Source organism: Streptomyces sp. NPDC057280 (genome assembly GCF_042668605.1).
Classification (GTDB): domain Bacteria; phylum Actinomycetota; class Actinomycetes; order Streptomycetales; family Streptomycetaceae; genus Streptomyces.
Window position 1 is genome coordinate 475742 of sequence record NZ_JBHUYR010000001.1, and the last position, 24604, is coordinate 500345.

Annotated in this window: 23 protein-coding genes; 18 read left to right on the forward strand and 5 right to left on the reverse strand. The window is 71.6% G+C overall.

Annotated elements, in window-relative coordinates:
* Nucleotides 1-82: 82 nt before the first annotated feature.
* From ACFUO4_RS02055 to ACFUO4_RS02065, 3 genes are read right to left on the reverse strand one after another with little or no spacing between them, the layout of a single operon-like run.
* On the reverse strand, nt 83-1618 hold the full coding sequence (locus ACFUO4_RS02055; protein WP_383478867.1) for an FAD-binding protein: 1536 nt from the start codon (nt 1616-1618) through the stop codon (nt 83-85).
* Complete coding sequence (locus tag ACFUO4_RS02060) at nt 1611-2879, reverse strand: MFS transporter (RefSeq protein ID WP_383478870.1); 1269 nt, start codon at nt 2877-2879, stop codon at nt 1611-1613. Before ACFUO4_RS02060 ends, ACFUO4_RS02055 begins: the two co-directional genes overlap by 8 nt.
* Nucleotides 2876-3601 (reverse strand): SDR family oxidoreductase, encoded by a 726-nt coding sequence (locus tag ACFUO4_RS02065; protein ID WP_059190834.1) that lies wholly within the window; start codon nt 3599-3601, stop codon nt 2876-2878. Before ACFUO4_RS02065 ends, ACFUO4_RS02060 begins: the two co-directional genes overlap by 4 nt.
* A gap of 228 nt (nt 3602-3829) precedes the next feature.
* On the opposite strand from ACFUO4_RS02065, the gene ACFUO4_RS02070 reads away from it, so the two are divergent.
* The 3 genes from ACFUO4_RS02070 to ACFUO4_RS02080 are packed head-to-tail and all read left to right on the forward strand — an operon-like array spanning nt 3830 to nt 6064.
* Nucleotides 3830-4870 (forward strand): phosphotriesterase, encoded by a 1041-nt coding sequence (locus ACFUO4_RS02070; RefSeq protein WP_383478873.1) that lies wholly within the window; start codon nt 3830-3832, stop codon nt 4868-4870.
* Complete coding sequence (locus ACFUO4_RS02075; protein ID WP_079309111.1) at nt 4860-5201, forward strand: hypothetical protein; 342 nt, start codon at nt 4860-4862, stop codon at nt 5199-5201. Before ACFUO4_RS02070 ends, ACFUO4_RS02075 begins: the two co-directional genes overlap by 11 nt.
* Nucleotides 5198-6064, forward strand: coding sequence for an SDR family NAD(P)-dependent oxidoreductase (locus tag ACFUO4_RS02080; RefSeq protein WP_383478876.1), 867 nt, complete (start codon nt 5198-5200; stop codon nt 6062-6064). Before ACFUO4_RS02075 ends, ACFUO4_RS02080 begins: the two co-directional genes overlap by 4 nt.
* Nucleotides 6065-6125: 61 nt before the next feature.
* Here ACFUO4_RS02080 and ACFUO4_RS02085 read toward each other — a convergent pair whose 3' ends face one another.
* Together ACFUO4_RS02085 and ACFUO4_RS02090 are read right to left on the reverse strand one after the other, a co-directional pair.
* Nucleotides 6126-7124, reverse strand: coding sequence for an aldo/keto reductase (locus ACFUO4_RS02085; protein ID WP_383478879.1), 999 nt, complete (start codon nt 7122-7124; stop codon nt 6126-6128).
* A gap of 16 nt (nt 7125-7140) precedes the next feature.
* Nucleotides 7141-8631, reverse strand: a complete 1491-nt coding sequence (locus tag ACFUO4_RS02090; protein ID WP_383478882.1) for an FAD-dependent monooxygenase — start codon at nt 8629-8631, stop codon at nt 7141-7143.
* 427 nt (nt 8632-9058) lie between these two features.
* On the opposite strand from ACFUO4_RS02090, the gene ACFUO4_RS02095 reads away from it, so the two are divergent.
* From ACFUO4_RS02095 to ACFUO4_RS02165, 15 genes are all read left to right on the forward strand, one after another.
* Nucleotides 9059-10027, forward strand: a complete 969-nt coding sequence (locus ACFUO4_RS02095) for an AfsA-related hotdog domain-containing protein (RefSeq protein ID WP_383478885.1) — start codon at nt 9059-9061, stop codon at nt 10025-10027.
* The gene (locus ACFUO4_RS02100) at nt 10027-10728 is read left to right on the forward strand and encodes an HAD-IA family hydrolase (protein ID WP_383478888.1); all 702 of its coding nucleotides are present in this window, start codon (nt 10027-10029) and stop codon (nt 10726-10728) included. Before ACFUO4_RS02095 ends, ACFUO4_RS02100 begins: the two co-directional genes overlap by 1 nt.
* Entirely contained in the window at nt 10725-11723 is a 999-nt protein-coding gene (locus tag ACFUO4_RS02105) for a beta-ketoacyl-ACP synthase III (protein WP_383478891.1), read from the forward strand. Before ACFUO4_RS02100 ends, ACFUO4_RS02105 begins: the two co-directional genes overlap by 4 nt.
* Before the next feature lie 112 nt (nt 11724-11835).
* Nucleotides 11836-12087, forward strand: coding sequence for an acyl carrier protein (locus ACFUO4_RS02110; RefSeq protein WP_383478894.1), 252 nt, complete (start codon nt 11836-11838; stop codon nt 12085-12087).
* Complete coding sequence (locus tag ACFUO4_RS02115; protein WP_383478897.1) at nt 12087-13334, forward strand: beta-ketoacyl-[acyl-carrier-protein] synthase family protein; 1248 nt, start codon at nt 12087-12089, stop codon at nt 13332-13334. Before ACFUO4_RS02110 ends, ACFUO4_RS02115 begins: the two co-directional genes overlap by 1 nt.
* Nucleotides 13331-14041, forward strand: a complete 711-nt coding sequence (locus ACFUO4_RS02120) for an SDR family oxidoreductase (protein ID WP_079311591.1) — start codon at nt 13331-13333, stop codon at nt 14039-14041. The genes ACFUO4_RS02115 and ACFUO4_RS02120 overlap by 4 nt, the downstream gene beginning before the upstream one ends.
* Nucleotides 14038-14877: an enoyl-ACP reductase FabI gene (gene fabI, locus ACFUO4_RS02125; RefSeq protein WP_383478900.1), complete on the forward strand. Its 840-nt coding sequence runs from the start codon at nt 14038-14040 to the stop codon at nt 14875-14877. The genes ACFUO4_RS02120 and fabI overlap by 4 nt, the downstream gene beginning before the upstream one ends.
* Before the next feature lie 288 nt (nt 14878-15165).
* A complete protein-coding gene (locus tag ACFUO4_RS02130; protein ID WP_383478903.1) occupies nt 15166-16464 on the forward strand; it encodes an extracellular solute-binding protein in 1299 nt (432 codons plus the stop codon).
* A 7-nt stretch (nt 16465-16471) separates the two neighbouring features.
* Nucleotides 16472-17389, forward strand: a complete 918-nt coding sequence (locus ACFUO4_RS02135) for a carbohydrate ABC transporter permease (protein ID WP_383478906.1) — start codon at nt 16472-16474, stop codon at nt 17387-17389.
* Entirely contained in the window at nt 17386-18285 is a 900-nt protein-coding gene (locus ACFUO4_RS02140; RefSeq protein ID WP_383478909.1) for a carbohydrate ABC transporter permease, read from the forward strand. The genes ACFUO4_RS02135 and ACFUO4_RS02140 overlap by 4 nt, the downstream gene beginning before the upstream one ends.
* A gap of 31 nt (nt 18286-18316) precedes the next feature.
* A complete protein-coding gene (locus ACFUO4_RS02145) occupies nt 18317-19483 on the forward strand; it encodes an ROK family protein (protein WP_383478912.1) in 1167 nt (388 codons plus the stop codon).
* A 46-nt stretch (nt 19484-19529) separates the two neighbouring features.
* Nucleotides 19530-21074, forward strand: a complete 1545-nt coding sequence (locus ACFUO4_RS02150) for a GMC oxidoreductase (protein WP_383478915.1) — start codon at nt 19530-19532, stop codon at nt 21072-21074.
* 15 nt (nt 21075-21089) lie between these two features.
* Nucleotides 21090-21698 carry a nucleoside deaminase gene (locus tag ACFUO4_RS02155; RefSeq protein WP_383478918.1) on the forward strand — a complete coding sequence of 203 codons (609 nt, stop codon included), beginning with the start codon at nt 21090-21092 and terminating at the stop codon, nt 21696-21698.
* On the forward strand, nt 21695-22651 hold the full coding sequence (locus ACFUO4_RS02160; protein ID WP_383478921.1) for a sugar phosphate isomerase/epimerase family protein: 957 nt from the start codon (nt 21695-21697) through the stop codon (nt 22649-22651). The genes ACFUO4_RS02155 and ACFUO4_RS02160 overlap by 4 nt, the downstream gene beginning before the upstream one ends.
* 328 nt (nt 22652-22979) lie before the next feature.
* Nucleotides 22980-24590 (forward strand): flavin monoamine oxidase family protein, encoded by a 1611-nt coding sequence (locus tag ACFUO4_RS02165; protein ID WP_383478924.1) that lies wholly within the window; start codon nt 22980-22982, stop codon nt 24588-24590.
* Nucleotides 24591-24604 lie beyond the last annotated feature (14 nt).

Here is a 24604-nt window from a genome sequence, read left to right on the forward strand (position 1 = left end):
CGTTCTGGACAGTCGGCTGATCGACCGCTTCCGCGACCTGGTCGAGGCGCGGATCCGGGTGCGGCTCCGCTCGGCCGGTGGCTCAGTCGGACGCCCGTACCGACAGAGCGTGCCGGAAGACGTTCCGCGGATCCCAGACGGCCTTGACCCGCTGGAGTCGAGGGTAATTCCCTTTGAAGTACAGCCTGTTCCAAGGAACGCCTGAGGTGTTCCAGCGCGGATCGGCCAGATCCACGTCCGGATAGTTGATGTACGAGCCGTCGGTGCGTGCGTCGGAGACGGGTACTCCGCCTGTCTCCGCGTACAAAGCCCGGTAGAGCTCCCGGAGTCTGCGGATGTGCCGCTCGTCGTCGGCGGGATCGGTCCAATAGGTCCCCAGATAGCTCTTGAGGACCGAATCCCGCTGGGCGACCGCGGTCGCCGCGGGGTCCACGGTGTTGACCTTCCGGCCGTAGGAGAACAGCACCACCGTGGTGTGACCGTCGTAGTCCGGGTCGGAGAGATACCGAAAGAGCAGCTCCGTCTCGGCGGCCGCGTACGGCCGGCGCAGATAGGCACCCTTGCTCTTGGATCGTGTCAGCTCTCCCCGGTTCTCCACGTCCCGCTGCGTGGCCCGCAGCCAGGGCATCTGCGTGTACGTGATCCGGCACGGGGTCCGCACACCGCTGCCTATGGCGGCGACGTACTCCTCGAGCCGGCTGCGGGCGCCGGGAGCCGAGCCGTCCAGCTGCGCGCTGAGGGTGATCCGGCCGACCGCGTGCTGGTTGAGGTAGAGGGCGCTGTACAGACTCTCGTACGTCGGGTCGGTGGGGTCCTCCGTGGCGTGCCAGTCGCCGTGGTTGCGGACGAGCGTGGCGAAGTCCCGCTCGCTCAGCGACTCCCAGGGCCATTCGGCCGAAGCGAACAGGACCGTCTTCGGCGGCCGGGGCAGCACATCCCACGGGGCGTCCGAGGCCGCCTCCGGGGAGCGGAACCAATAGCGGGTGACCACGCCGAAGTTGCCGCCGCCCGCGCCGGTGTGCGCCCACCACAGATCATGGTGCGGGTCGGAGGGGGAACGGGAGGCGACCACCGTGCGGGCCTGCCCCGCGCTGTCGGCGACGACGACCTCCACCGCCTCCAGGTGGTCGACGATCAGCCCGTGCTGCCTGCACAGCGCGCCGAAGCCGCCGCCCTGGACATAGCCGCCGAGTCCGACCGAGGGGCAGGTGCCGCCGGGCAGGGCCACGCCCCAGTTCAGATACAGGGAGCGGTAGACCGAGCCGAGCAGCGCGCCCGCCCCGATGCCGAAGGCCGCCCGGCCTGCGTCGTACGTGATGTCGTCGAGCGCGGAGAGGTCGATGAGGGTGCGCACCGCCGGATCGTCCACCAGGCCCTCCAGGCCGTGGCCGCCGCCCCGCACCGCGAGCCGCGCCCCGTCGCGGACGGCGGCGGCCACCGCCCGGCGCACCTCTTCGGCGGTACGCGGCACATGGACCCGGTCCGGCCGGCCGGTGAAGCGCGTGTTGCGGGACCGCGTGGTGAGGGAGAGGTAGCGGGGGTCGCCGGGGGTGATCGCCGGGATGCCCTGTGCCGGGATGCCGGGCGCCGCCACGACCGGGTCGGATATGTCAGTCATCGATGGCCGCCATCGCCTTTCGTGAGGTCGCTGCGCGGCGCACCGCCGCGTGGCCGAGAAGCAGGAGCAGGGCGGCGGCGCCCGCGGCACAGCCGAGCAGGGCGGTGTCCGGCCAGCCGCCGTGCGCCCAGAGGGGACCCGTCAGCGCGGAGCCCGCTGCCCCGCCGAAGAAGTAGCAGGTCATGTAGACGGTCGTGACGCGGCTGCGCATCTCGTCGCCGACCTGGGCGAAGACCGTCGTCTGGTTGGAGATGTGCGCGGCCTGGACCGCGAAGTCGATCAGGAGAATCGCCGTGCCGAGCATGAGCAGTGAGGACGACAGGACCGACACGACGGCGAACGACACGGTGATGAGCGCGAACGCGGCGGCACTGACGGTCCGCTGACGCCCCCGGTCGGCGAACCGGCCCGCCAGGTTGGCACCGAGGGCCCCACCCGCGCCGAGGAGGCCCATCGCGCCGATCGCGGCGGAGCCGTAGTGGTAGGGCCCCTGGATCAGGCGGAGCGGCACGGCGGTCCACAGCACGGTGAAGGCGGCGAACCCCAGGGCGCCGTACAGGCAGCGCTCCACGATCACCGGGCGTGCCCGGAGCAGGGAGAACAGCGAGCCGATGAGTGCCGCGTACCCGCGCAGGGTCAGCGGCGTGACGGCGGGCTGCGGGGGCAGGATGCGGCGCAGCATCACGCCCACCCCGAGCATCAGGGCCGACGCCCCCCAGAACACGGCCCGCCAGTCGACGAGGTCGGCCACCACGCCGGCGAAGGTCCGGCACAGCAGCGCGCCGAGGATGACACCGGTCATCACGGTGCCCACCACCTGCCCGCGCCGCTCCGGCGGTGCCATGCCCGCGGCCTGCGGCACGATCACCATGGCGGCCACGCTCACCAGGCCGAGCAGGAAGAACAGGCCGACGAGGAGCCCGCCGTCGGCCCAGGGAATCAGCGCGAGCACCGCGGCCGCCGTGGTCACCAGAGCGGTGAGCAGCCGTCTGCGGTCGACGGCGTCGCCCAGCGGTACCAGCGCCAACAGGCCGAGGGCGTAGCCGAACTGAGTGGCCGACACGGACGAGGTGAGCGAGCCGGGGGTGCGGTGCAGCGAGGCCGCGAGCTCGGGCAGGATCGGCTGGAGGTAGTACAGGTTGGCCACGCACAGACCGCACGCGGCCGCGAGCAGCAGCACAGTGATCCGGCCGGCCGGCGGCCGCGGCGGCGCGGCGGGCCCCGCCAGGCCCGTCGCGCCGCCGTGTGCCGCCTCGCTCACAGCGTGCCGCCGCCGTCGACGTGCAGCACCGCGCCGGTCACGAAGGTGTTCTCCAGCAGGTGCAGCACCGTCGCCGCGACGTCGTCGGGCTGTCCGACGCGGCCCACCGGGGTGCTCTGCGCGGTCTGCTCGAAGAGGCCGGCGCGGGCGTCCTCGGGCAGGAAGGACCACAGCGGGGTGTCGATCAGACCGCCGACGACGACATTGACGCGCACCGGGGCGAGCTCCACGGCGAGGGAGCGGCCCATGCCGCCGATGCCCGCGTTGGCGGCGGCGGTCGCGCTCATGTCGGCGTACGACTTGAAGCCGGCCGCACCGGCGATCAGCACGATCGAACCCTGGCCCGAGATCTTCTTGCCGGCGTGCCGAACGCTCAGCAGCTGGCCGACGATCTTGGTGTCGAGGGCGGCGCGCACCGCGTCGAGGGACACGTCGTAGACGGAGCCGACGGCCATGTCGCCGGGGCAGACGACGAGGTGGTCGAGGGAGTCGATGCCCGCGAAGAAGGCGGCGACGCTCTCCTCGTCGGTCACGTCCACGACACCGGTGGTGATGCCGTCGATCTCCTTGGCGGTCTGCTCCAGCTTGTCCTTCGAGCGGGAGCCGACGACGACCTGCGCACCCGCGGCGGCGGCCTGCCGGGCCACCGCCTTGCCGATGCCGGACGAGCCGCCGATCACCACGACACGGGCGCCGGAAAGGGAAGAGGGGGAAGTGGACAAGGCTGTCTCCTGGTGACGAGCGAACGGGATGCGTAGCGGCCGACCGGAGATGACCGCCCGGCCTGGAACGAGGCTGTCAGCCGACGCCAGAGGCAGGGAGACGAAGTTTCATGCTAGTTGGAACACCACCTGGTTAGGCCTCCGCGAGCGGGCCACCATGAGTTGTTGTCGGGTGCATCGACCTGCCCGGCACCATCGCGTTGTTCCGATATTCCGAGGCGGTTGTCTGTGCGTACGGAAAGTCCCCTCCCGCACGACCCGGTGCCGACGGTGCGCGGGCCGGTCGCCGCGGCGGACCTGGGTATCACGCTCGCGCACGAGCATCTGTTCGTGCTGAGTTCCGAATTCCAGTCGAATTTCCCCCACTTGTGGGACCGTGAGGCCGGAGTGCGCGAGGCCGTGCGCCAGTTGGAGGAGGCCTACGCGGCCGGGGTGCGGACCCTGGTGGACATGACGGTGCTCGGACAGGGCCGCGACATCAACCTGGTGCGTGCCGTCGCCGAGCGCACCGCGGTGAACATCGTGCTCGCCACCGGCGTCTACAGCGTCGACGGCATACCGCTCTTCGCCCGCTTCCGGGGCCCCGGCGCCGCAGTCGAAGGGGACGACCCGCTGATCGAGCTGCTCCTGCGGGACGTCACCACCGGCATCGCGGACAGCGGAGTCCGGGCGGGCCTGGTGAAGTTCGCCTGCGAGCGCACCCCGCCTGACGCGTCCGCGCACCGGATGGCGGCCGTCGTCGCCGAGGTGCACCGGCACACCGGCGTACCGGTGGTGGTGCACTGCGACCCGTTCGAGGGCAACGGCGTCCACCTGGTGCGGCTCCTGGAGAAGGAGGGCGTGGCGGCGGGTTCCGTGGTCGTCGCGCACGCCGGGGACTCGGCCGACCTCAACGGCCTGCGCGCCCTCGCGGACACCGGCTGCGTCCTCGGCTACGACCGCTACGGCATGACGCCCTTCGCCTCCGACGAGCAGCGCAACGCCACCCTGGCCGCGCTCGTCCGGGCGGGCCACACGGCCCAGTTGCTCGTCTCGCAGGACCACCCCGTGCACATCGACTACCTGACGGTCGAGCAGCGGGAACGGATCTACCCGGGCTGGAGCTACGTGCATCTCTTCGAGCGCGTCCTGCCCCTCCTGCTGAAAGAGCCGGGCGTCGACGAGGAGACCGTGCGCACCTTGCTGGTCGACAACCCCCGGCGGCTGCTCTCGCGGATCGCCGCGCCCCGCCCCTCCGGCGAGCGTCCGGAGGTGCGGGATGCCGCTTGAGCCCTGGGAGGAACTGGGGGCCGAGCTGCTCATCGACGACGAGCAGGTCAAGTGCTGGGTGGAGACCGTGCCCCCCGGCGAGCAGCGGCCCGCTCACACCCACCGCCACCCCTGGGTGACCGTAGTGCTCTCCGGGGCGCACGGTGAATCCCTGGACGAGAACGGCGACTTGATCAAAGCGGTGTCGCTGGAGACGGGTCAGGTCGTGCACAACCGCGGCGAGCACCTGCCCATGCGGCACTACGTCCACAACCTTTCCGACCGGACTCTCGTCATGGTCGCCATCGAACTCCGCACGCCCAGCGCGCCGGAGGAAGGACCGCACTCATGAGCCGACACGAGCGCTCAGCACGACACCTGCCGCCGAGCGCCCCCGCCCTGGTCACCGGGGCCACCTCCGGTCTCGGCCGGAGCCTCGCGCGGGCCCTCGCCGACCGGGGCTGGACCGTTCTGGTGCACGGCAGGGACGAGACCAGGTGTGCCGCTGTCGTCGACGAGTTGCGAGCGGCGGGCGGTACGGCCCATCCGTACGTCGCGGACCTCGCCTCGCTGGAGGAGGCCGCCGAACTGGGCCGGCGGGTGGCCGCCGACCACCCCTCGCTGGGACTGCTCGTCAACAACGCAGGCGTGGGCGCGGGGCGTGACGCACGCCGCCGTGAACTGAGCCGGGACGGCTACGAACTGCGGTTCGCCGTCAACTATCTGGCGCCGGTGGTCCTCACCCGCGCACTGCGCGCACCCCTGCGGGCGGCGGGTACGGCACAGGTGCTCAACATCGGTTCGATCGGGCAGAGCCCCGTCGACCCGGACGACGTGCAGTTCACCCGGCGCTACGACGGCATGGAGGCGTACACCCGCAGCAAGTTCGCGCTGGCCGCCTTCACGTTCACCATCGCGGAGGAGTACGCCCGCGACGGCATCAGCGTCAACTGCGTGCACCCCGCGAACTACATGGACACCACGATGGTCGTCGAGGCCGGGGTGCGTCCCTGGTCCTCGGTGGCCGAGGGAACAGCCGCCGTACTGCACGCCCTCGACGAGGGCGCAGGGGGCGCGAGCGGCCAGTACTACAACGAGAGCCGAAGGGCCAAGGCGCACCGTCTCGCCTACAGCGCCGACACCCAGCAGCAGCTGACCTCCCTCACCGACCAGCTCATCGCTCCCGCGGAACGGGCGGGCGGCACGTCCTGGTGACGGACGACGGACACGGGGAAGGGCCCGGTGCGGCGATCGCACCGGGCCCTTCCCCGTCTTCTCAGTCCTCCTGGACCATGGCGAGCAGGTGCTCGGGGAACCGCTCGCCGGCGAAGGCACCGGGCGGCGCGATCTCGTCGACCTCCCGCAGCACTTCGGGGGTCAGGGTCACGGCTCCGGCGGAGGCGTTCTCGTTCATGTGCGTGCGCTTCTGAGCCCCCGGGATCGGTACGACCCCCTGCGCGACCAGCCACGCGAGCGCGAACTGTGCAGGTGAGCAGCCCAGTCGGGACGCCAGCTCGCCGATCCTGGCGACCAGTCGCTGGTTGACGTCCAGGTTGTCCTCGAAGAAGCGGGGCAGACCGCGCCGCAGGTCGTCCGGGGCCAGCTCGGCCCCGGAGAGCTCGCCGGACAGCAGCCCGCGGCTGAAGGGGCTGTAGGCGACGAAGCCGATGCCGAGTTCCCTGACCGTGGGCAGCACCGAGCGCTCGGGGTTGCGGCTGGCGAGGGAGTACTCGGTCTGCACCGCCGTGATGGGGTGTACGGCGTGCGCGGCGCGGATCGTTTTCGATCCGGCCTCGGAGAGTCCCAGGTGCCGGACCTTCCCGGCGGCGACGAGCTGCGCCATGGCGCCGACCGACTCCTCGACGGGCACCTGGGGGTCGACGCGGTGCAGGTAGTACAGGTCGATGCGGTCGGTGCCCAGGCGCTTGAGGCTGGCGTCGACGGCCTCGGCGATGTGCCGGGGGCTGCCGTCGACCCGTACGCCGTCGGGGGTCCGGATCAGCCCGCACTTGGTGGCGAGCGTGACCCGGTCGCGTCGGCCGCCGGCCAGCGCGCGGCCGACGATCTCCTCGCTCAGGCCGGCGCCGTACATGTCCGCCGTGTCGAGGAAGTCCATGCCCCGGTCCAGGGCCGCGTGGATGGTGCGGACCGACTCGGCTTCGTCGCGGTCGCCGTAGAACTCGGCCATGCCCATGCAGCCGAGGCCGATCGCGGACACCTCCAGCCGGCCGCCGAGCAGCACGCGGTCCAGGGTGTGCGGTGTGGTGGTGGTCATGCCTTCTCCTCGTGGGCTACGGGTGGTGGGTCGAGGTGGTGCTACCGGGGCCGCCCTGGCGGGCGGGCAGGAGCTGTTCGAGGCGGCGCAGGGCGGTGGGGTCGGCGAGGGCGGCGGCCGCGGCGACGACGCCGTCGGGACGTACGAGCACGGCTCCCGGACGCCGCGCGCCCAGGGCGCGGGCGGTCCGCGCGTCCAGATGCGTGCAGACGGGTACGTCCCGCTCGGCGAACGGGGTGCGCCCCGCGAGGACGAGCAGCGCGTGCCGCCCCTCGCGCAGCAGGTCGTGGGTGCGCCCGCCGGACGGAAGGGGGATGTCCGGCAGCCGGGTTCCGGGGCCGAGGGGCCCGAGTGCGGGGCCCTCGGCGGGATAGCGCAGGTCCATCTGCGCGAAGCGGGACGGCAGGACGCGGTCGAGGACGCCGCTGCGCTCGGCGGCGGACGCCGCGAGGTCGCGGGCCCGTTCGCGCCAGCCGCCCCAGGTCCACAGCCGGGTCTGCCAGTCGGTGTCGGTGACCACGGCTCGCGCCACATGCATGCGTTCGCGCTCCCACGCCCCGAGCGCGGCCTCGGGCAGCCGGCCGCGGATCACGTCGGCGAGGCGCCAGGCCGCTTCGTGCGCGTCCTGGATGCTGGTGTTCAGGCCCTGCCCTCCGGCCGGGCTGTGCACATGCGCGGCGTCGCCCGCGAGCAGCACCCGCCCCTCGCGGAACCGGTCGGCCATCTTGCGGTGCACCCGGAAGTGGCCCGAGCCGGCGACGGAGGCCAGCCGCAGCGGGACCGGGCTGCGCTCGGCGGCGATCGCCCGCACCGTCTCCTCGACGTTCTCCTCGGTGGCGCCCTCCGGGGCGCTGCCGAAGACACGTATGAGGCCACCGGGGAGACCGACGACGACCAGAACGCCCGCGGGGCCCATGAAGTAGTGCGCCTCGGCAGGGGCGAGCGGGGTCTCCCACTCCCCGTCGACGAGGACGAACGACTGGGGGTAGGTCGGCCCCGTGAAAGCGACACCGAGCTGTTCGCGGACCGCGCTGTACGCGCCGTCGCAGCCGAGCAGCCGGCCCGTGCGGTGGGCGGTCCCCGACAGGTCGGCCGCCACGCTGTCGGCGTCCTGCGCCAGGCCCGTCAGCCGATGACCGTACTCGACCCGGCCGCCCGCTTCGTGCAGCGCCTCGAGCAGCAGTCCCTCGGTCTCGTTCTGCGGGAGGGAGAGGGGGGTGCCGAAGCGACTGCCCTTCAGACCGCGGAAGTTGATGCGGGCGACGCGGCGGCCGCGGGTGTAGTAGTTGGCGGCGACGAGCGGCAGGGCCGCGTCGCGGATGCGTTCTTCCAGGCCGAGGCGGGCCATCACCTCCAGCGCGCGCGGCTGGAGGACAATCGCCTTTGCATGGGGGTTCCTTCGGGCCGCGCGATCGACGATTCTGGTGTCGATCCCGCGGCGGAGCAGCTCGGTGGCCATCATCAGGCCGGTCGGCCCTGCGCCGACGACCAGTGCTTCGCTGTCCACGGTGAGCGTCACACCTCCTGCGTTCGGGGGAACGGGCGTGCGGGGGTACGGGTGTGGGGTGAGGGAGAAGAGGGCGCCCCGTCGGCTCATGCGGCCGGTGCACGCCGGATGACCATCGTGCACGAAATCAATGGGTGTGGCGTGGTGGGTGTGATACCCCTGAGCCCGGCACCACTCTGGCGTGACTTTGCGGTGGCGGCTCCGGTCGCCGGCGGCCGTCGGCTCCGCCGCCGAGGTGTCCTCGACAGGACGCGGGCATCTGTCAACGGGTGCGAACCGGGCGGAGCGGGCGTTTCACCCCCGGGTAACTGGTACCAAGTTCAAGGGTATGAGCCGCACAGGTGGCAGAACGCTCTGGCTGACGGCTGTCCGGCGTTCGAACAATGTGAGCCACGAGCCCGGCCCACTGCCCAAGGAGCACCACACGATGCCCCTCCCCCAGAGCGCCCTCGCCCCGGACGCGGTCACCGCCGCTCCCACCCTCTCCTACCGACGCACGGTCGACCGCACGGACGTCCACCGCTGGGCGGTCGGTGAGGTCTTCCTCACCGACTACGCCGACCTGTCCGCGGACACCTACCTCGCCGCGGCCCAACTGCCGCCCGCACACCACTACTTCGGCGACCACACAGGTCCGGCCGCCGACCGTCCCGACAGCATGCTCCTGCTGGAGTGCTGCCGGCAGTTCGCCACCTGCATCGCCCACCGCGGCCTCGACGTCGCAAAGGACAGCGCCTTCCACGTCACCGAATGGACGCTGGCCCTCACCGGCGACACCCCGCTCCCGCCCCAGGAACGGCCCCGCGAGCTGGACATCAAGGCCGCGGTCACCCGCAGCCAGGTCCGCTCCGGGGCGGTACGGGCCGCACGCTACGTCATGGAACTCTCGCTCGGTGACACGTTCCTCGGCCGCTGCGACATCTCCGCCCGCTACTCGCCCGCGGAGGAGGCGGAGCTCGTCCGCCGTTACCACCGCAGGTCGGCGCCCCCGATGTCCGACGCGCTGCCCGCAGTGCCGCCCGGCACGCCCGTGCCGCCCGCCGGCGTGGCCCGGCGCGATCCCGCCAACGTGGCCCTCACCGACGCCCGCCACGTGGCCGGCGGGGTGTCCGCCGTGGTGGCGGTGCCGTCAGGGCACCGTACGCACTTCGATCACCCGCAGGACCACTACACGGCGATGATCCTCATGGAGGCCGCCCGGCAGGCGGCGCTCCTCGCGGCGGGCACCGGCGTGCGGATCACCGGCTACCGGTCGAGGTTCGCCCGGTTCGCCGAACTCGACGCCCCGGTCCGGGTCGCCGCCGTGCGCCACACCTGCGACGAGGTCGCCGTGCGCTTCCGGCAGGAGGGCATCGTCGTCAGCGAGATAGCCGTCAACATCGCGGAGGAGCACTGATGGCGCCCGCGACCGGGCCGGTGCGCGCGGTCTGGACCGACTACGGCGGCGTGCTGACCCCACCGGTGACCGAGACACTGGAGCCCTTCTGCGCCCGGCTCGGGGTGCCCTCGGCCACGCTCCTCGCCGCGATGCGGCAGGTGGCCCGCGACTGCGGGGCCGGTGACGACGTCATGGCACCCCTCGACACCCCGCTGCTCACCCAGGAGACCTGGGAGCGCCGGATGGAGGAGGTTCTCGCGACGCACAACGGCCTCCACGTCGACCTCAGCGACTACCCCGCGCGCTGGTTCGCCGACCGCGCGGTCAACCAGCCCTGGCTGGACACCCTGCACCGGCTGCGCCGGCAGGGCGTGTTCATCGGGCTGCTGTCCAACATGCCGCCCGCCTGGGACCGGCACTGGCGGCTGGCCGTACCGCCCGAGGGGCTCTTCGACGCGGTGGTGCTGTCGTACGAGTCCGGCTGCCGCAAGCCCGAGCAGGAGATCTTCCGCGGCGCCGCCGAGCGGGCCGGGGTGCCCGGCGAGCAGTGCGTGCTCGTCGACGATCTCGCGGTCAACTGCGCCGGCGCCGCGCAAGCCGGCTGGCACGCCGTGCATTTCACCGACGCCGCGGACGCCGCGGCAAGGGTCGAGGCGCTGGTCACCGCGGGCGCGGCAAGCGCCGGCCCGGCCGTCGCCGCCCGGGTAGGCCACCTGTGACGGCGGCCGTCATCAGCGGTATCGGCGCCTGGCTGCCGCCCGACGTGGTCGGCAACGACGACCTCGCCGCCCGCATGGACACCTCCGACGAGTGGATCCGCACCCGCACCGGCATCCGCACCCGGCACTTCGTCTCCGCCGGCATGCCCACCTCCCATCTCGCCGCCGAGGCCGGGGCGCGGGCCCTGCAGTCGGCGGGTACCGCGGACGTCGACGCGGTGGTGCTCGCCACCACGACACCCGACCGCCCCTGTCCGGCCACCGCCCCCGAGGTGGCCCGCCGCCTCGGTCTCACCGGACGCCCGGCCTTCGACGTCTCCGCCGTCTGCACGGGCTTCCTCTACGCACTCACCACCGCGGCCGGGATGATCGCGTCCGGGGCCGCCGAACAGGTCCTCGTCATCGGCGCCGAGGCCTTCAGCACCCTCATCGACCCGCAGGACCGGAGCAGCGGCGTCGTGTTCGGCGACGGCGCGGGCGCCGTGGTGCTGCGCGCCGGTGCGCCCGATGAGCCCGGCGCTCTCGGCCGGATCGTGCTCGGCAGCGACGGTTCACTCGCCGACCTGATCACGGTGCGGGCCGGCGGCTCCGAGCAGCCCCGCCCGCATCCCGGCGCCGATCCGGCCGACCGCTACTTCTCCATGCGCGGCCGGGAGGTGTTCGGGCACGCGGTGACCCGGATGACCGAATCGGCCCGCGCCGCCCTCGCCCACACCGGATGGCAGCCGGACGACGTCGACCGGCTGGTCGGCCACCAGGCCAACCTGCGCATCCTGCACGCTGTCGCGGAGCAGCTGGACATCCCCGTGGAGCGGCTGGTGATCCACCTGGACCGGGTCGGCAACACGGCGGCGGCCTCCATCCCGCTCGCCCTCGCCCACGCACACGGGACCGGAGAACTGGCCCCCGGATCCCGTGTCGTCCTGGCCGCCTTCGGAGGCGGCGCCACCTGGGGAGCCACGGCACTGACCTGGCCCACGCTGAAGTCCGCGTAGCCGGCGGCACGTCGACGCCCGGCACCGTCAACGCCCCCTTCGCACCAGCACGTTCACACCCTCACCCCGGCCCGCCCGAGCCGGGTCCCCACACCCGAAAGGCACCTTCACCATGAGCACCTTCGTGCCCCCCACCTTCGAGATCCTCTCCCAGGTCCTGGAAGAGAAGTTCGGCGTCCTGCGCGACGACATCAAGCCCGACACCGTTCTCGAGGACATCGAACTGGACTCGCTCGCGCTCATCGAGGTCGCGCTCACCCTGCAGAAGCAGCTCGGCGTGGTGATACCCACCGAGGACCTCAACAGCAGCGGCACCGTCTCGGACCTCTTCGAACTGGTGAACACGGCGGCGAGGAACGCCTGATGGCCGAGCTCGCCGGACGGGACGCACCCGTCGCGATCACGGGCATCGGTCTCGTCACCCCGGCCGGCATCGGGGTGACGGCGAACTGGGAGCGGCTGCTGTCGGGCCGCCCCACCGCACAGCGGGACCCGGCGCTCGCCGGACTCCCGGTGGACATCTCCTGCCGGGTTCCCGGCTTCGACGCCAACGCCCTGCTCGGCCGCTCCACCGCCTGGCGCCTGGACCGGGTCAGCCAACTCGCCCTGGTGGCCGCCCAGGAGGCCCTGTCCGACGCCGGCCTCGACCCGGACCGGTGGGACGGCGCCCGGGTCGGCGTGGTCATGGGCAACGCGCTGGGCGGCACCGCCTCCTACGAGGACGCCCACACCGCGTACCACCAGGAGGGCCCCGACCAGGTCTCACCGCTGGTGATGGTGAACTGGCCGGTCAACATGATCTCCGGATACCTCGCCATGCACTGCCGGGCGCTCGGCCCGAACCTCGTGGTCGCCACCGCCTGCGCCTCCGGTGTCACGGCGATCGGCACCGCACGGCACATGCTGCAGTCCGGCATGTGCGACATCGTGCTCGCCGGTGCCTCCGAGGCACCGCTCAGCCCGACCCCGATGGCCGCCTACCACCGCATGGGCGCACTGTCCCGGCGCACCGAGGACCCGGCGGGAGCGTCCCGCCCCTTCGACGCGGACCGCGGCGGCTTCGTGGCCGCGGAGGCGGCGGCCGTGCTGGTCCTGGAGCGCGAACGGGACGCGACGGCGCGAGGCGGCACGGTCCGTGCGCTGGTGGCGGGCTTCGGGGCCAGCGCCGACGGGCACCATGCCTCCGCGCCCGACCCGGCGGGCGCGGGCGTGGAACGCGCCCTGCGCTCGGCGCTCGCCGACGCGGACATCGCCCCCGAGGCCGTCGATCACGTCAACGCCCATGGCACCTCTACCAAGTTGAACGACCTGATGGAGGCCCAGCTGATCAACCGGGTCCTGGCCGGCCGGCCGTCGGTGACCTCCACCAAGGGCGTCACGGGGCACGCGCTCGGTGCCGCGGGCGCCATCGAGGTGGCGTACGCGGCCCTGACCGTCGAACACGGTCTGGTACCGCCCACCGCCAACCTCGACAAGCTCGATCCCCAGATCGACCTCGACGTCGTCAGCGGCGCACCGCGCGAGCAGCGCGTCGAGACCGCGACGAGCCATTCCTTCGGGTTCGGCGGGCAGAACGCCGTCCTCGTCCTCCAGAAAGCAGGCACACGATGACCGAAGCCCGGTCCGTCTTCGTCACCGGGGCCAACCGCGGCATCGGTCTCGCCATCGCGCGCGCCTTCGCCGCACAGGGCGACCGGGTCGCCGTCGGGCACCGGTCGGGCGAGCCTCCCGAGGGCTTCTTCGGCGTGCGCTGCGACGTCACCGATGCCGAGTCGCTGGACACCGCGTACGAGAAGATCGAGGCCGAGCACGGTCCCGTGCAGGTCCTGGTGGCGAACGCCGGGATCATGCGGGACAAGCTCGCCCTGCAGACCAGCGACCAGGATTTCCTGGAACTCCTCGACACCAACCTGGTGGGCGCCTTCCGGTCGGCGCGGCGCGCCGTCCCCGGGATGCTGGAAGGCCGATGGGGCCGGCTCGTCTTCATCTCGTCCTTCTCCGGAATGCTCGGCTCTCCGGGGCAGGCGAACTACGCGGCTTCCAAGACGGGCCTCACCGGCCTGGCCCGCTCGCTCGCCCGGGAGCTGGGGCGGCGCGGCATCACGGCCAATGTGGTGGCGCCCGGGTTCATCGACACCGACATGGTGGCGGCCGTCAGCCCGAAGAGGCGGGCCGAGTACCTCTCCATGACGGCGCTCGGCCGGCCCGGCACTCCCGAGGAGGTGGCGAACGTGGTGCGCTTCCTCGCCGGTGCGGACGCGTCGTACATCACGGGAGCGTTCATCCCCGTCAGCGGCGGTCTCGGGATGGGCGTATGAGCACGGCGGCGCAGGACACCCGGGCCGAGGACAGCGCCGACCCGTCGGCCGGGGCCGCCCGGCCGGCGGGCGGGCTGCTCGCCGGGAAGCGGCTGCTGATCACCGGGGTGCTCTCCGACACCTCGATCGCCTTCCACGTGGCGCGGATCGCTCAGGAGGAGGGGGCCCAGGTGGTCCTGACCTCCTTCGGGCGGGCCCTGCCCATCACGGAGGCGATGGCGCAGCGGCTGCCGCTGCCCGCGCCCGTACTCCGTCTCGACGTCACCGAGCGCGGAGATCTCGACGCACTGCAGGACGCGGTCGCCGGTCACCTGGGCGGTCTCGACGGCGTCGTGCACTCGATCGCGTTCGCCCCCCGCTCCGCGCTCGGCGGCGCCTTCCTCGACACCTCCTGGCCGGACGCGGCGACGGCGCTGGAAGTGTCGGCGTACTCCCTCAAGGCCCTGGTCACGGCGTGCCTTCCGCTGATGGAAGAGGGCTCGTCGGTGGTGGGCCTCGACTTCGACGCGGCGCTGGCCTGGCCCGGCTACGACTGGATGGGCGTCTCCAAGGCCGCGCTCGAGTCCGTCACCCGCTACCTGGCCCTGTACCTCGGCGAACGCCGCATCCGCGTCAACCTCGTCGCCGCGGGCATGGTCCGCACCCTGGCCGCGCGCTCGATCCCCGGCGTGGATCGCATGGAGCAGATCTGGCGGACCCGCCCGCCGCTCGCCTGGGACGTCCATGACCCGGAGCCGACGGCGAAGGCCTGCGCGGTGCTCCTGTCGGACTGGCTGCCGGCCACCACCGGCGAGATCCTCCATGTCGACGGAGGGCTGCACGCGGTCATGGCATGAGACGCCGGCCCACGACGGAGGCGGTACGACATACCCGTGTCGTACCGCCTCCGCTGTGCATGACCACCATCCGTCATCACAACCAGCCCATACCGCCTCGTTCTTCACGAATCCCCGGGCCATTCGGCGACGCAGGGTGATGACGGATTTCGCTACAAGTTCCGAAATTATCGAGGCCGGTTCCGGCCATGCGACCGAAACACCCCCTTCCTACCGTCACTGCCAGCCGCACCGACCGCCTCCAGGTCGGGCGAGCCCCTCAGCACCTTCGTGAGGCAGGAGCCAAGAGTGTCCAACATGTCCAGACGCAGCGCCCTACAGCTGACCAGCGGCATGGCCGTCCTCGGCACCCTCGCCCTGGCCGGCTGCGGCCGCGGCGACGACACCGCTGCGACCGCCTCCGCCAAGCCCGTCGACAGCTCCCCCGCCACGGGCACCGTCAGGGTCTGGGCCCCCCAGGGCGACGCCGACGTGCTCGCGAAGGTCATCAAGCCGTTCCAGGCCGCGAACCCCGATCTCGACGTGAAGTTCACGCTGATCCCGAACGCCGAGTACTACACCAAGCTCCAGTCGGCGATCGCCGCGGGCAAGGGACCCGACCTGGCCCAGTTCTTCCCCGAGGCGCAGGCGCAGTTCCTCGATCCGTCGATCCTCCGGCCCGTTCCGGACGGCCTCGTCGCCCCGGACAGCTTCTTCAAGAGCCTCTGGGATGCCGGCGTCGTCAAGGACGTCGCCTACACCGTGCCCTGGTACGCGTACACCTACGCGCTCGTCTACCGCTCCGACCTCGCCCACAAGGCGGGCGTCAAGGCGCCGACCACCTGGGCTGCGACGGTGCCGTTCCTGAAGGCGCTCCAGGACGCGGGCGCGGCGCGCGGCCTCGGGGCCGACATCGGCTGGGACATCTTCAACGGCCAGGACGTCGCGATGTACGCCTGGCAGGCCGGCGGCTCCCTGCGTTCCGCCGGCGGCAAGTGGACGCTCGACACCCCGGCGACGGTCGACGCGCTCAAGTTCAACGCGTCGTTCTTCACCTCCGGCACCGCCGATCCGAGCGGGCCCACGTTCCTCGACGCACAGCCGTACTTCGTCTCCGGCAAGACCGCCTGCATGATCACGGGCCCGTGGGTCGTCGGCCAGCTCGACACCGCCGCGAAGAAGACCGGCTGGACGGCGTCCCATGTCGCCACGGCACCGCTGCCCGCCGGGTCGTCGGGCAGCACGTCCTTCGCCGGCGGAGGCACCTGGGGTGTCCTCGCGGGCAGCGGCAACGCGGACGCTTCGTGGAAGCTCGTCCGGCACCTCGCGAAGCCGAGCACCCAGGTCGCGCAGTACAAGGCGTACAGCTCGCTTCCGGCCGTCGTGTCCGCCTGGGACGACCCGGCCATCGCCGGCCAGCCGCTGCTGGACGCCTTCCTCACACAGATGAAGAGCACCCGGACCTTCCCGCAGGTGAGCACCTGGCAGCAGGTCGCGACCCGGCTGGGCAAGGAGATGGAAGGCGTGGCCAAGGGCACCCAGAGCGCCGAGAAGGCGGCCGCGAAGGTTCAGGCGTACGCCGAGAGCCTCGGCCCGGGTACGGAGTGACTCCCCGATGACCACCGTTGTTCCGGCGTCGCCCCGCAAGGACCGGCGCTCCCGGGGTGCCCGTCGTACGGCTGTGGCGTGGCTGTTCCTCGCCCCGTTCACCCTCGTGTTCCTGCTGTACACGGCGGTTCCCGCCGTCGCCGCGTTCGGGTTCAGCCTGACCGACCTGCGGGGCATGGATCTGCGGCATCCGTTCGCCGTCGACCTCGTCGGGTTCGACAACTACCTCCGTCTGTTCCGGGACGACAGCTTCCTGCGGGACCTCCTCAACACGGGCCTGTTCGTGGTCGTCGGAGTGCCGCTGACCATGGGGATCGGGCTGGCCCTGGCGCTCGCGGTGAACTCCGGTATCCGGCGGCTGCGCGGCGTGTTCCGTACGGTCTTCTTCGCGCCGGTCGTCACGAACATCGTGGCGGTCGCCCTGATCTGGCAGTACGCCTTCCACGCGAACGGCACCGTCAACGAGGTGTTCGGCGCCGTCGGCCTCGCCGGACCCAACTGGCTGGACGACCCCGACCTGGCCATGCCCGTGGTCATCCTGCTCGGCATCTGGCGCAACTTCGGCACCGCGATGGTGTTGTTCCTCGCCGGCCTGCAGGCGTTGCCACGGGAGGTGTACGAGGCGGCCGCCATCGACGGGGCCGGCCGCTGGCGGCAGTTGAGGCACATCACGCTGCCCCTGCTGCTGCCCACCACCCTGGTGGTGACGGTGCTGCTGACCGTCTTCTACCTCCAGGTGTTCGACGAGCCGTATCTGCTCACGAACGGCGGCCCGCTGGGCTCGACCGAATCGGTGGCGCTGTACACCTACCGCCAGTTCGGGGCCGGTGAGTTCGGGGTCTCCTCGGCCGCTTCCTTCGTGACGCTCCTGCTCATCGGCCTGGTGAGCGTCGTCCAGTTCCGACTGCTGAGGCCCCGCACATGACCGACACAGCGACGCTGAAGAAGTACGAGTCGAAGAGCGCCGGCACGACCGTCGCCGACCGGCTCGCCGTGCGCCCCCGGTCCGTCGCCCGACCTTTGCTGTACGGCGCCCTGGTGCTGTGCGCCCTGCTCACCCTGCTGCCGTTCCTGTGGGTGCTCAGCGGATCGCTGCGCAGCCTCGACGAGATCCGCTCCGATCCCGGGGCCTGGCTTCCGCACGACGTCACCCTCGACAACTTCACCCGGCTGTTCGCCACCGAGGGTTTCGGCCGGTTCCTGGTCAACAGCATCGTGGTCGCCGCGATCGTGGTGCTCGGGAACATCGTGGCGGCCTCGGCGGCCGGTTACGCGCTCGCGAAGCTCGACTTCGCGGGCAGGCGGATCGCGTTCGGCGCGGTCATGGCCGCGCTGATGGTGCCGTTCACCGCGGTGTTCGTCCCCCAGTTCGTGATCACCGTGGACCTGGGTCTTGCGGACACCCTCACCGGTATCGCCCTGCCCGCCATGGCGTTGCCGCTGTCGGTCTTCATCGTGCGGCAGTACGCGCTGTCGATCCCCGACGAACTGCTGGAGGCGGCCCGGATCGACGGCGCGGGCGAGTTCCGGATCTTCTTCCGGATCTTCCTTCCACTGGCCGGTCCCGCGGTCGCGACGGTCACGATCATGTCGTTCCTGTTCTCGTGGAACAACTTCATCTGGCCGCTCATCGTCGCCCAGAGCACTTCCAGTTACACGCTGCCGGTGGGTCTTGCCGCCACCAGTCAGGCCGCGGCGCACGTCACCGACTACGGGCTGATGCTCGCCGGCGCGATCGTGGTGATGCTGCCCGTCCTGGTGCTCTTCCTCTTCCTGCAACGCCACTTCGTGCGGGGCATCGCCGGAACGGGCATGCGGTGACGGCCGTGTCCGAGCGGCCGGAGGTCCGCTGATGTCCCGAACCAACGCCACCTCCCGCATGAACGGCATGAACCAGAGCGCCGTCCGACGCGTCAACACCTCGGTCATCCTGCGCGCCCTGGCCGTGTCGGCCGGGCCGACCACCCTGACGGCGCTCGCCGAGCACGTCGGCCTCTCCCGCCGCACCATCGAACTCGTCCTGGACTCGCTCGTCGCGGCAGGCTGGGTGACCGAGCTGGAGCGCGTGCCGACCAGCGGCTGCGCAGGGCGCCCCGCCCGCCGCTACGAACTACGGGCCGAAAACGCCCTGTTAGCCGCGGTGTTCATCACCACCTCGGACGTCTCCGCGGTCGTCGCCGACGTCCGCGGCCGCATCCTCGGCCGGGCGCACCGGCGGCTGCGCGCCTACCAGGATCCGCACGCCACCCTCGACGACGCCGCAGCACTGGTCCTCGACGCGCTCGACGACGCGGGCGGGTCGACGGACCGGCTGCGCGCCGGGGCGGTCGCGAGCGGCGGCGCGATCGACGACGACGGAGTCGTACGGCGCCTGGTCCACACGACGCGCTGGGAGGGTGTGCACCTGCCCGAACAGCTCGCGCGGCGGATCCGGATGCCCTGGTTCGCGGACAACGACGCCAACCTCGGCGCGCTCGCGGAGCATTGGCGGGGCGTCGGCGGTGACCACGACAACCTCGTGTGGGCGGTGCTCGGGAACCGGACGGGCCTCGGCATCCTCATCCGCGGAACCGTGCACCGCGGCCTCATGGGCGCCGCGGGTGAGATCGTCGAGGCCCGGTCGATAGCGACCGGCCCGATCGAGGACCGCCCCGTGGCGTGGCTGACGTCCCCGGAACCGGACCGGCGGCGCGTCGCGCTCGACCGCTTCGACGCGGCCCGGGCCGGCGACACGGCCGCGCTCGCGGAGGTCGACGAGTTCGTCGAGAACATCGCGTCGATCCTCACCACGTTGTCGTGGACCGTCGCCCCCTCGCTCATCGTCCTCGGCGGCGGCCTGGAGGACGCGGCCGACGTGCTGCTGCCCCGGGTGCGCGAGGCACTGCGCGACGCCCGCACGCCCGCGGTCGAGGTGCGTGCCACCGGCCTGGGACACGACGCCGCGCTCATCGGCGCCGTGAAGCTGGCCCTCGACCGCATGGACACCGAACTGTTCGGCCCGCTGGTCCCCCGCGCGTGACCCCCGCACACATCCGCCCCAGTGGCATCCCCCATGGAGTTTCCTCGTGACCGACACCCCCCGCACCGACGTCCTCATCGTGGGCAGCGGCATCATGGGAGCCCTCGTGGCCCGACTGCTGCGCGAGGCCGATCCCACGCTCGGCCTCACCATGGTCGACGGCGGATCGTCGATCGGCGAGACCCCCGGACTGCACCTGCACGACCTCGACGACCCGGTCCTGTGGTCCCGCTACAACGAACAGGTCGCCACCGGCGTCCAAGGCATGTACACGGGCGCCGAGGTGGTCCGTGACATACCCGAGAACCTGGCCGATCTGACACCCGGCATGTTCCACGCCCTCGCCTTCGGCCATAGCGCCGAGGCGATGCCCGCGACGGCGCTCGCGTGGAACGCGGGCGGCATGGGCGTGCACTGGACCGCCGCGACACCCTGGCCCGCCGGCGACGAGGTGTTCGACTTCGGCGACCCGGACCGCTGGGCGGCGGACCTGGACACCGCCCGTCGACTGCTCGCGGTCACACCCCGCGCGATCGGCCCCACCGAGGTCGGCCGGACGGTCCTCGACGTCCTGCGCCGCCGCTTCGCCGGGGTTGGGCCCGACGACCGGCGCCCGCAGCCGATGCCGATGGCGGTCACCACGACGGCGTCGGGGCCCATGCCTCGCACGGCCCCAGGGACGATCTTCACCGCCATCGCGAGCGGAGGGGACCCGGCGTTCACCCTCGTGACCGGCACACTCGCGACGTCGCTCATCGTGCGCGACGACGACCGGGTCGCCGGTGTCCGCCTGCGCCGCACAGCCGACGGGGCCGAGTCGGAACTCCTCGCGGACACCGTGGTGGTGTGCGCCGACGCGCTGCGCACCCCACAGCTGCTGTTCGCCTCCGGCATCCGGCCCGAGGCACTGGGCCGGTATCTCAACGAGCACGCCTTCGTCACCGCCCGCGTCCTGCTCGATCTCGACCGGTTCGGCATCGACCGCACGGCCCTGCCCCTGCCGCGCCCCGGCGAGTTCAGCACGGACTCGCTGTGGCTGCCCCGGAACGGCACGGCCCAGCCGTTCCACGGGCAGATCATGAACCGCACCTACGTCGACAGGGACGGCCACCCCCTGGCGCACTCGGTGGGCCTGTCGCTGTACGTCCCCGTCGCGTCGCGCCCGGAGAACCGGCTCGTGTTCTCGCCGACGGAGACAGACCTCACCGGGATGCCACGTATCAGCATCGAGTTCGACTACTCGGCCACCGACCGGGCACTCATCCGGCGGGCACTCGACGAAGTCGCGTCACTCGCCGAGGCGTTCGGCCCGTTCGATCCCGCCACCGAACGTGCCGTGCTGCCACCCGGCTCGTCCCTGCACCACACGGGCACCGTCCGGGCAGGCACCGCCGCCGACGGCACCAGCGTGTGCGGCCCGGACGGCCGGGTGTGGGGTTACGACAACCTGTACCTCGCCGGCAACGGTGTCATCCCCACCGCGATGGCGGCCAATGTCACCCTGACCGGTGCGGTGACGGCCGTACGCGCCGCCCGCGCCGTCATCGAACGATCCCGCGCACTCGCCGCTCATGGACCCACCGCTCGCTGAAAGGAACCCCACCCCGTGCTGGACATCCCCAAGGAATACCGCGTGGCCCTGCCCGCGTGGATCGACGACGAACTCGCCGACGTGCCCGCCGTCATACCCGGCCGCGACGACCGGATGAGCCTCGTCCACCGACTCGCCGACCGCAACTGGCGCGAGGGCAACGGCGGCCCGTTCGCGGCGCTCGTCGCCGAGCGGGACACCGGCCGGATCGTCTCGGCGGGAGTGAACGTCGTCCTCGCCTCCGGCGTCTCCAGCGCGCACGCCGAGGTCGTCGCGCTCTCACTGGCCCAGACGGCGGCCGGTGGCTGGGACCTCGGCGCCGAGGGAATGCCGGCCCACGAGCTGGTCGTGAACTGGCGTCCGTGCGTCCAGTGCTACGGCGCGACGTTGTGGTCCGGGGTGCGCGGCCTCGTGGTCGCCGGCGAGGGCCCGGAACTCGAGCAGATCACCACGTTCGACGAGGGACCGCTCGGCGCGGACTGGGCCGAGCAGTCCCAGGCGCGCGGCATCGAGGTCACCGGGGACGTGCTCCGCGACGAGGCACTCGCCGTGTTCCGCGCCTACCGGAAAGCCGTCGACGCCGATGGCACGGTCGTCTACAACGCCCGCGCAGGTGCCGCATGACACGACCGAGCCTGACGCCTCACGCCGCGGCACCACGCTTCGCAACCGACATCATCACCTTCTACCACCCCGAGTTCTGGGGTCTGGCCTCCGCCGACGCCTTCCGCGACTGGGCCTCCGAGCACCCCGAGCGTTTCTGGGAACGGGTGCTGGACGCGCTGACCGAGGCGGGGGTCACCGGCCTCGAACTGACCTTCGCGCCCGGTGACATCGACTCGGTCCTTCGGACCTTCGGTGACGCCCCGTCGTTCCGCCGCGACCTCGCGTCCCGCGGCCTGTCCGTCGTGAGCGCGTTCATCGCGGCGAGCGAAAGCCCCGACTGGCGCCAGGGCTCGAACCTGTCCGCGATCGTCGCCGACGCCGAGCGTCACGCGGCCTTCCTCGCCGAAGTCGGGGCGGACATCCTCGTCGCCGGACTGCCCATGCGGGCGACGTTCGGCACGCGTCCCCCCTTCTTCGTCGACGCCGCCTACATGACCCGCATGGCGGATATCGCACACGCGGTGGGCGAGGCCGTCGCCCAGCACGGAGTGCGCCTGGCCTTCCACACCGAGTCCAACAGCACCCTCTGGTACGAGCGGGACATCGACCTGTTCATGGCCCTGACCGACCCGCGGTACGTCTGGCTGTGCCCTGACTCCTGCCACATCGCGCTCGGTGGTGGCGACCCCGTCGCCGTCGCGCGCCGCCATTCCCAGCGCATCGCACTGGCGCATTGGAAGGACGCGGTCAAGCCGATCGACGTCGAACTCACCATCGACGAGACGGTCTTCGCTCAGCAACAGCCGTACATGACGGAACTGGGCACGGGCATCGTGGACTTCGGCGCATGGGCCGCCGAGATGTCACGAACTCCTGGCGCCGACACCGTACTCATCGAACTCGACGAGGCATCCGATCCGGTCGCCGCGCTCCGGGCGGGGATGGCCGTGGCGCGCAACGCACAAGTCTGACGCGGCAAAGCCGCCCGCCGGTATCCCCCGTGGCGGGCGGCTTGCGCCGTGGTGTTCAGAGATCGAGATCGGTGGCGGCGACGTAGCGTCCTGGGCCGCTGGACGACACCGGCCGGAAGCCGGCGACGGGATTCGAACCCGCGTTGCTCTCTTTGCAGGAGAAGTATCCGCAACCTGCGCACCTGAACGAGGTTCACCGTAATACGGCAGTCCTGGACGAGCACCTGAATTACGCGTTACGTCAGTGGCATGGCGCTGAAACAGTCCTGACGGAGGCTCATGGGACGCACCTCCGGTCCCGTCGGCAACTCCCCCCACGGAGGCATTGATGGCTGCAGAGCAATCCCCCGCGTCCCGCCGTGACTTCCTGAGATCCGTCGGCGCCGCGGGGGGCGCCGGAGTCCTGTACTCGGCGATGGGCGCACTCGGGCTGGCCCCGGTGCCCGACGTACGGGCGGACGAGTACCGGGCGCCCCTGCAAAGCGACTTCGCGCTCACCGGACGGAGCCGCAAGAAGGTGCTCGTGCTCGGCGGCGGCATAGCCGGCCTGGCGACGGCGTACGAGCTGGGCAAGGCCGGTTACGACTGCCGGATCCTGGAGGCGGGCGAACGTCCCGGGGGCCGCAACTGGACGGTCCGCGGCGGCACGCAACTGACCGACCTCGACGGGCGCACCCAGACGGCGTCGTTCACTCAGGGCCAGTACATGAACGCGGGCCCGGCCCGACTGCCGCAGTCCCACGTCACCCTGGAGTACTGCCGCGAACTCGGCGTCGAACTGCAGGTGTTCACCAACCAGAACGCCAACGCGTACATCTACCACGAGAACAGCGCCGCCCTCGCCAGCAAGCCCATGCGCTGGCGCACGGCGAAGGCCGACGTGTACGGCTACCTCTCCGAACTGCTCGCCAAGGCCACCGACCAGGGTGCCCTTGACGCACGTCTCACCGCGCAGGACAAGGAACGGCTGATCGCGTTCCTGCAGGGCTTCGGCGCCATCAAAGGCAAGGCCGACGGCTACGCCTACACCGGCTCCGACCGCCGAGGCTACTCCGTCGAACCCGGCGCGGCCTTCGAGGAGGGCACCGTCCTCGGTCCGGTGCCGACGTTGTCGGACGTCGTCGCCAGCGGCGTGGGGCAGCGCTTCGCCTTCGAATTCGGCTACGACCAGGCCATGTTGATGTTCCAGCCGGTGGGCGGCATGGACGCGATCCCCTACGCCCTGGCCAAGGCGATCGGCCGGCACCGCATCACCTACGGCGCCACGGTCCAGGAGGTCAAGGACCTGCCGGACGGTGCCGAGGTCACGTACCAGGACGCCGGCGGCCGCGACCGCACCCAGCGCGCCGACTTCGTCGTCGCGGCCATGCCGCCCATGGTCATGGCCCGCCTCAAGCACAACCTGGGGACGAACGTCACCGCCGCGCTGAAGTACGCCGTCCCGACCCCCGTCGGCAAGGTCGGGCTCGAGTACCGCAGCCGCTGGTGGGAGACGGACGAGCACATCTACGGTGGCATCACGCCGACCGACACCGACCTGGCGACCATCTGGTACCCCTCGTACGGCTACCAGGGCCGCCGCGGCACACTCATCGGCTACTACAACTTCGGTGCCAACGCCGTCGCGTACAGCGATCTGCCGCACGCCGAGCGCGTCGCCCGGGCGGTGAGCCGGGGTGTGAGGATCCACGGTGACAAGTACCGCACCGAACTCGAGCACTCCTTCAGCGTGGCCTGGCACCGCACGCCGCACATCGAGGCGGGCTGGGTGGGCTGGCCGTCGCAGACCGGTCCCGAGTACAAGCTGCTCAACCAGCCCGCCGGGCACGTCTACTTCGCCGGCGACTGGCTCAGCCATGTCATCGCCTGGCAGCACGGCGCGTTCACCTCGGCCCGCAAGGTCGTGACCGACATCCACACAAGGGTCATGGCCGCATGACGTGACGTCCGAAG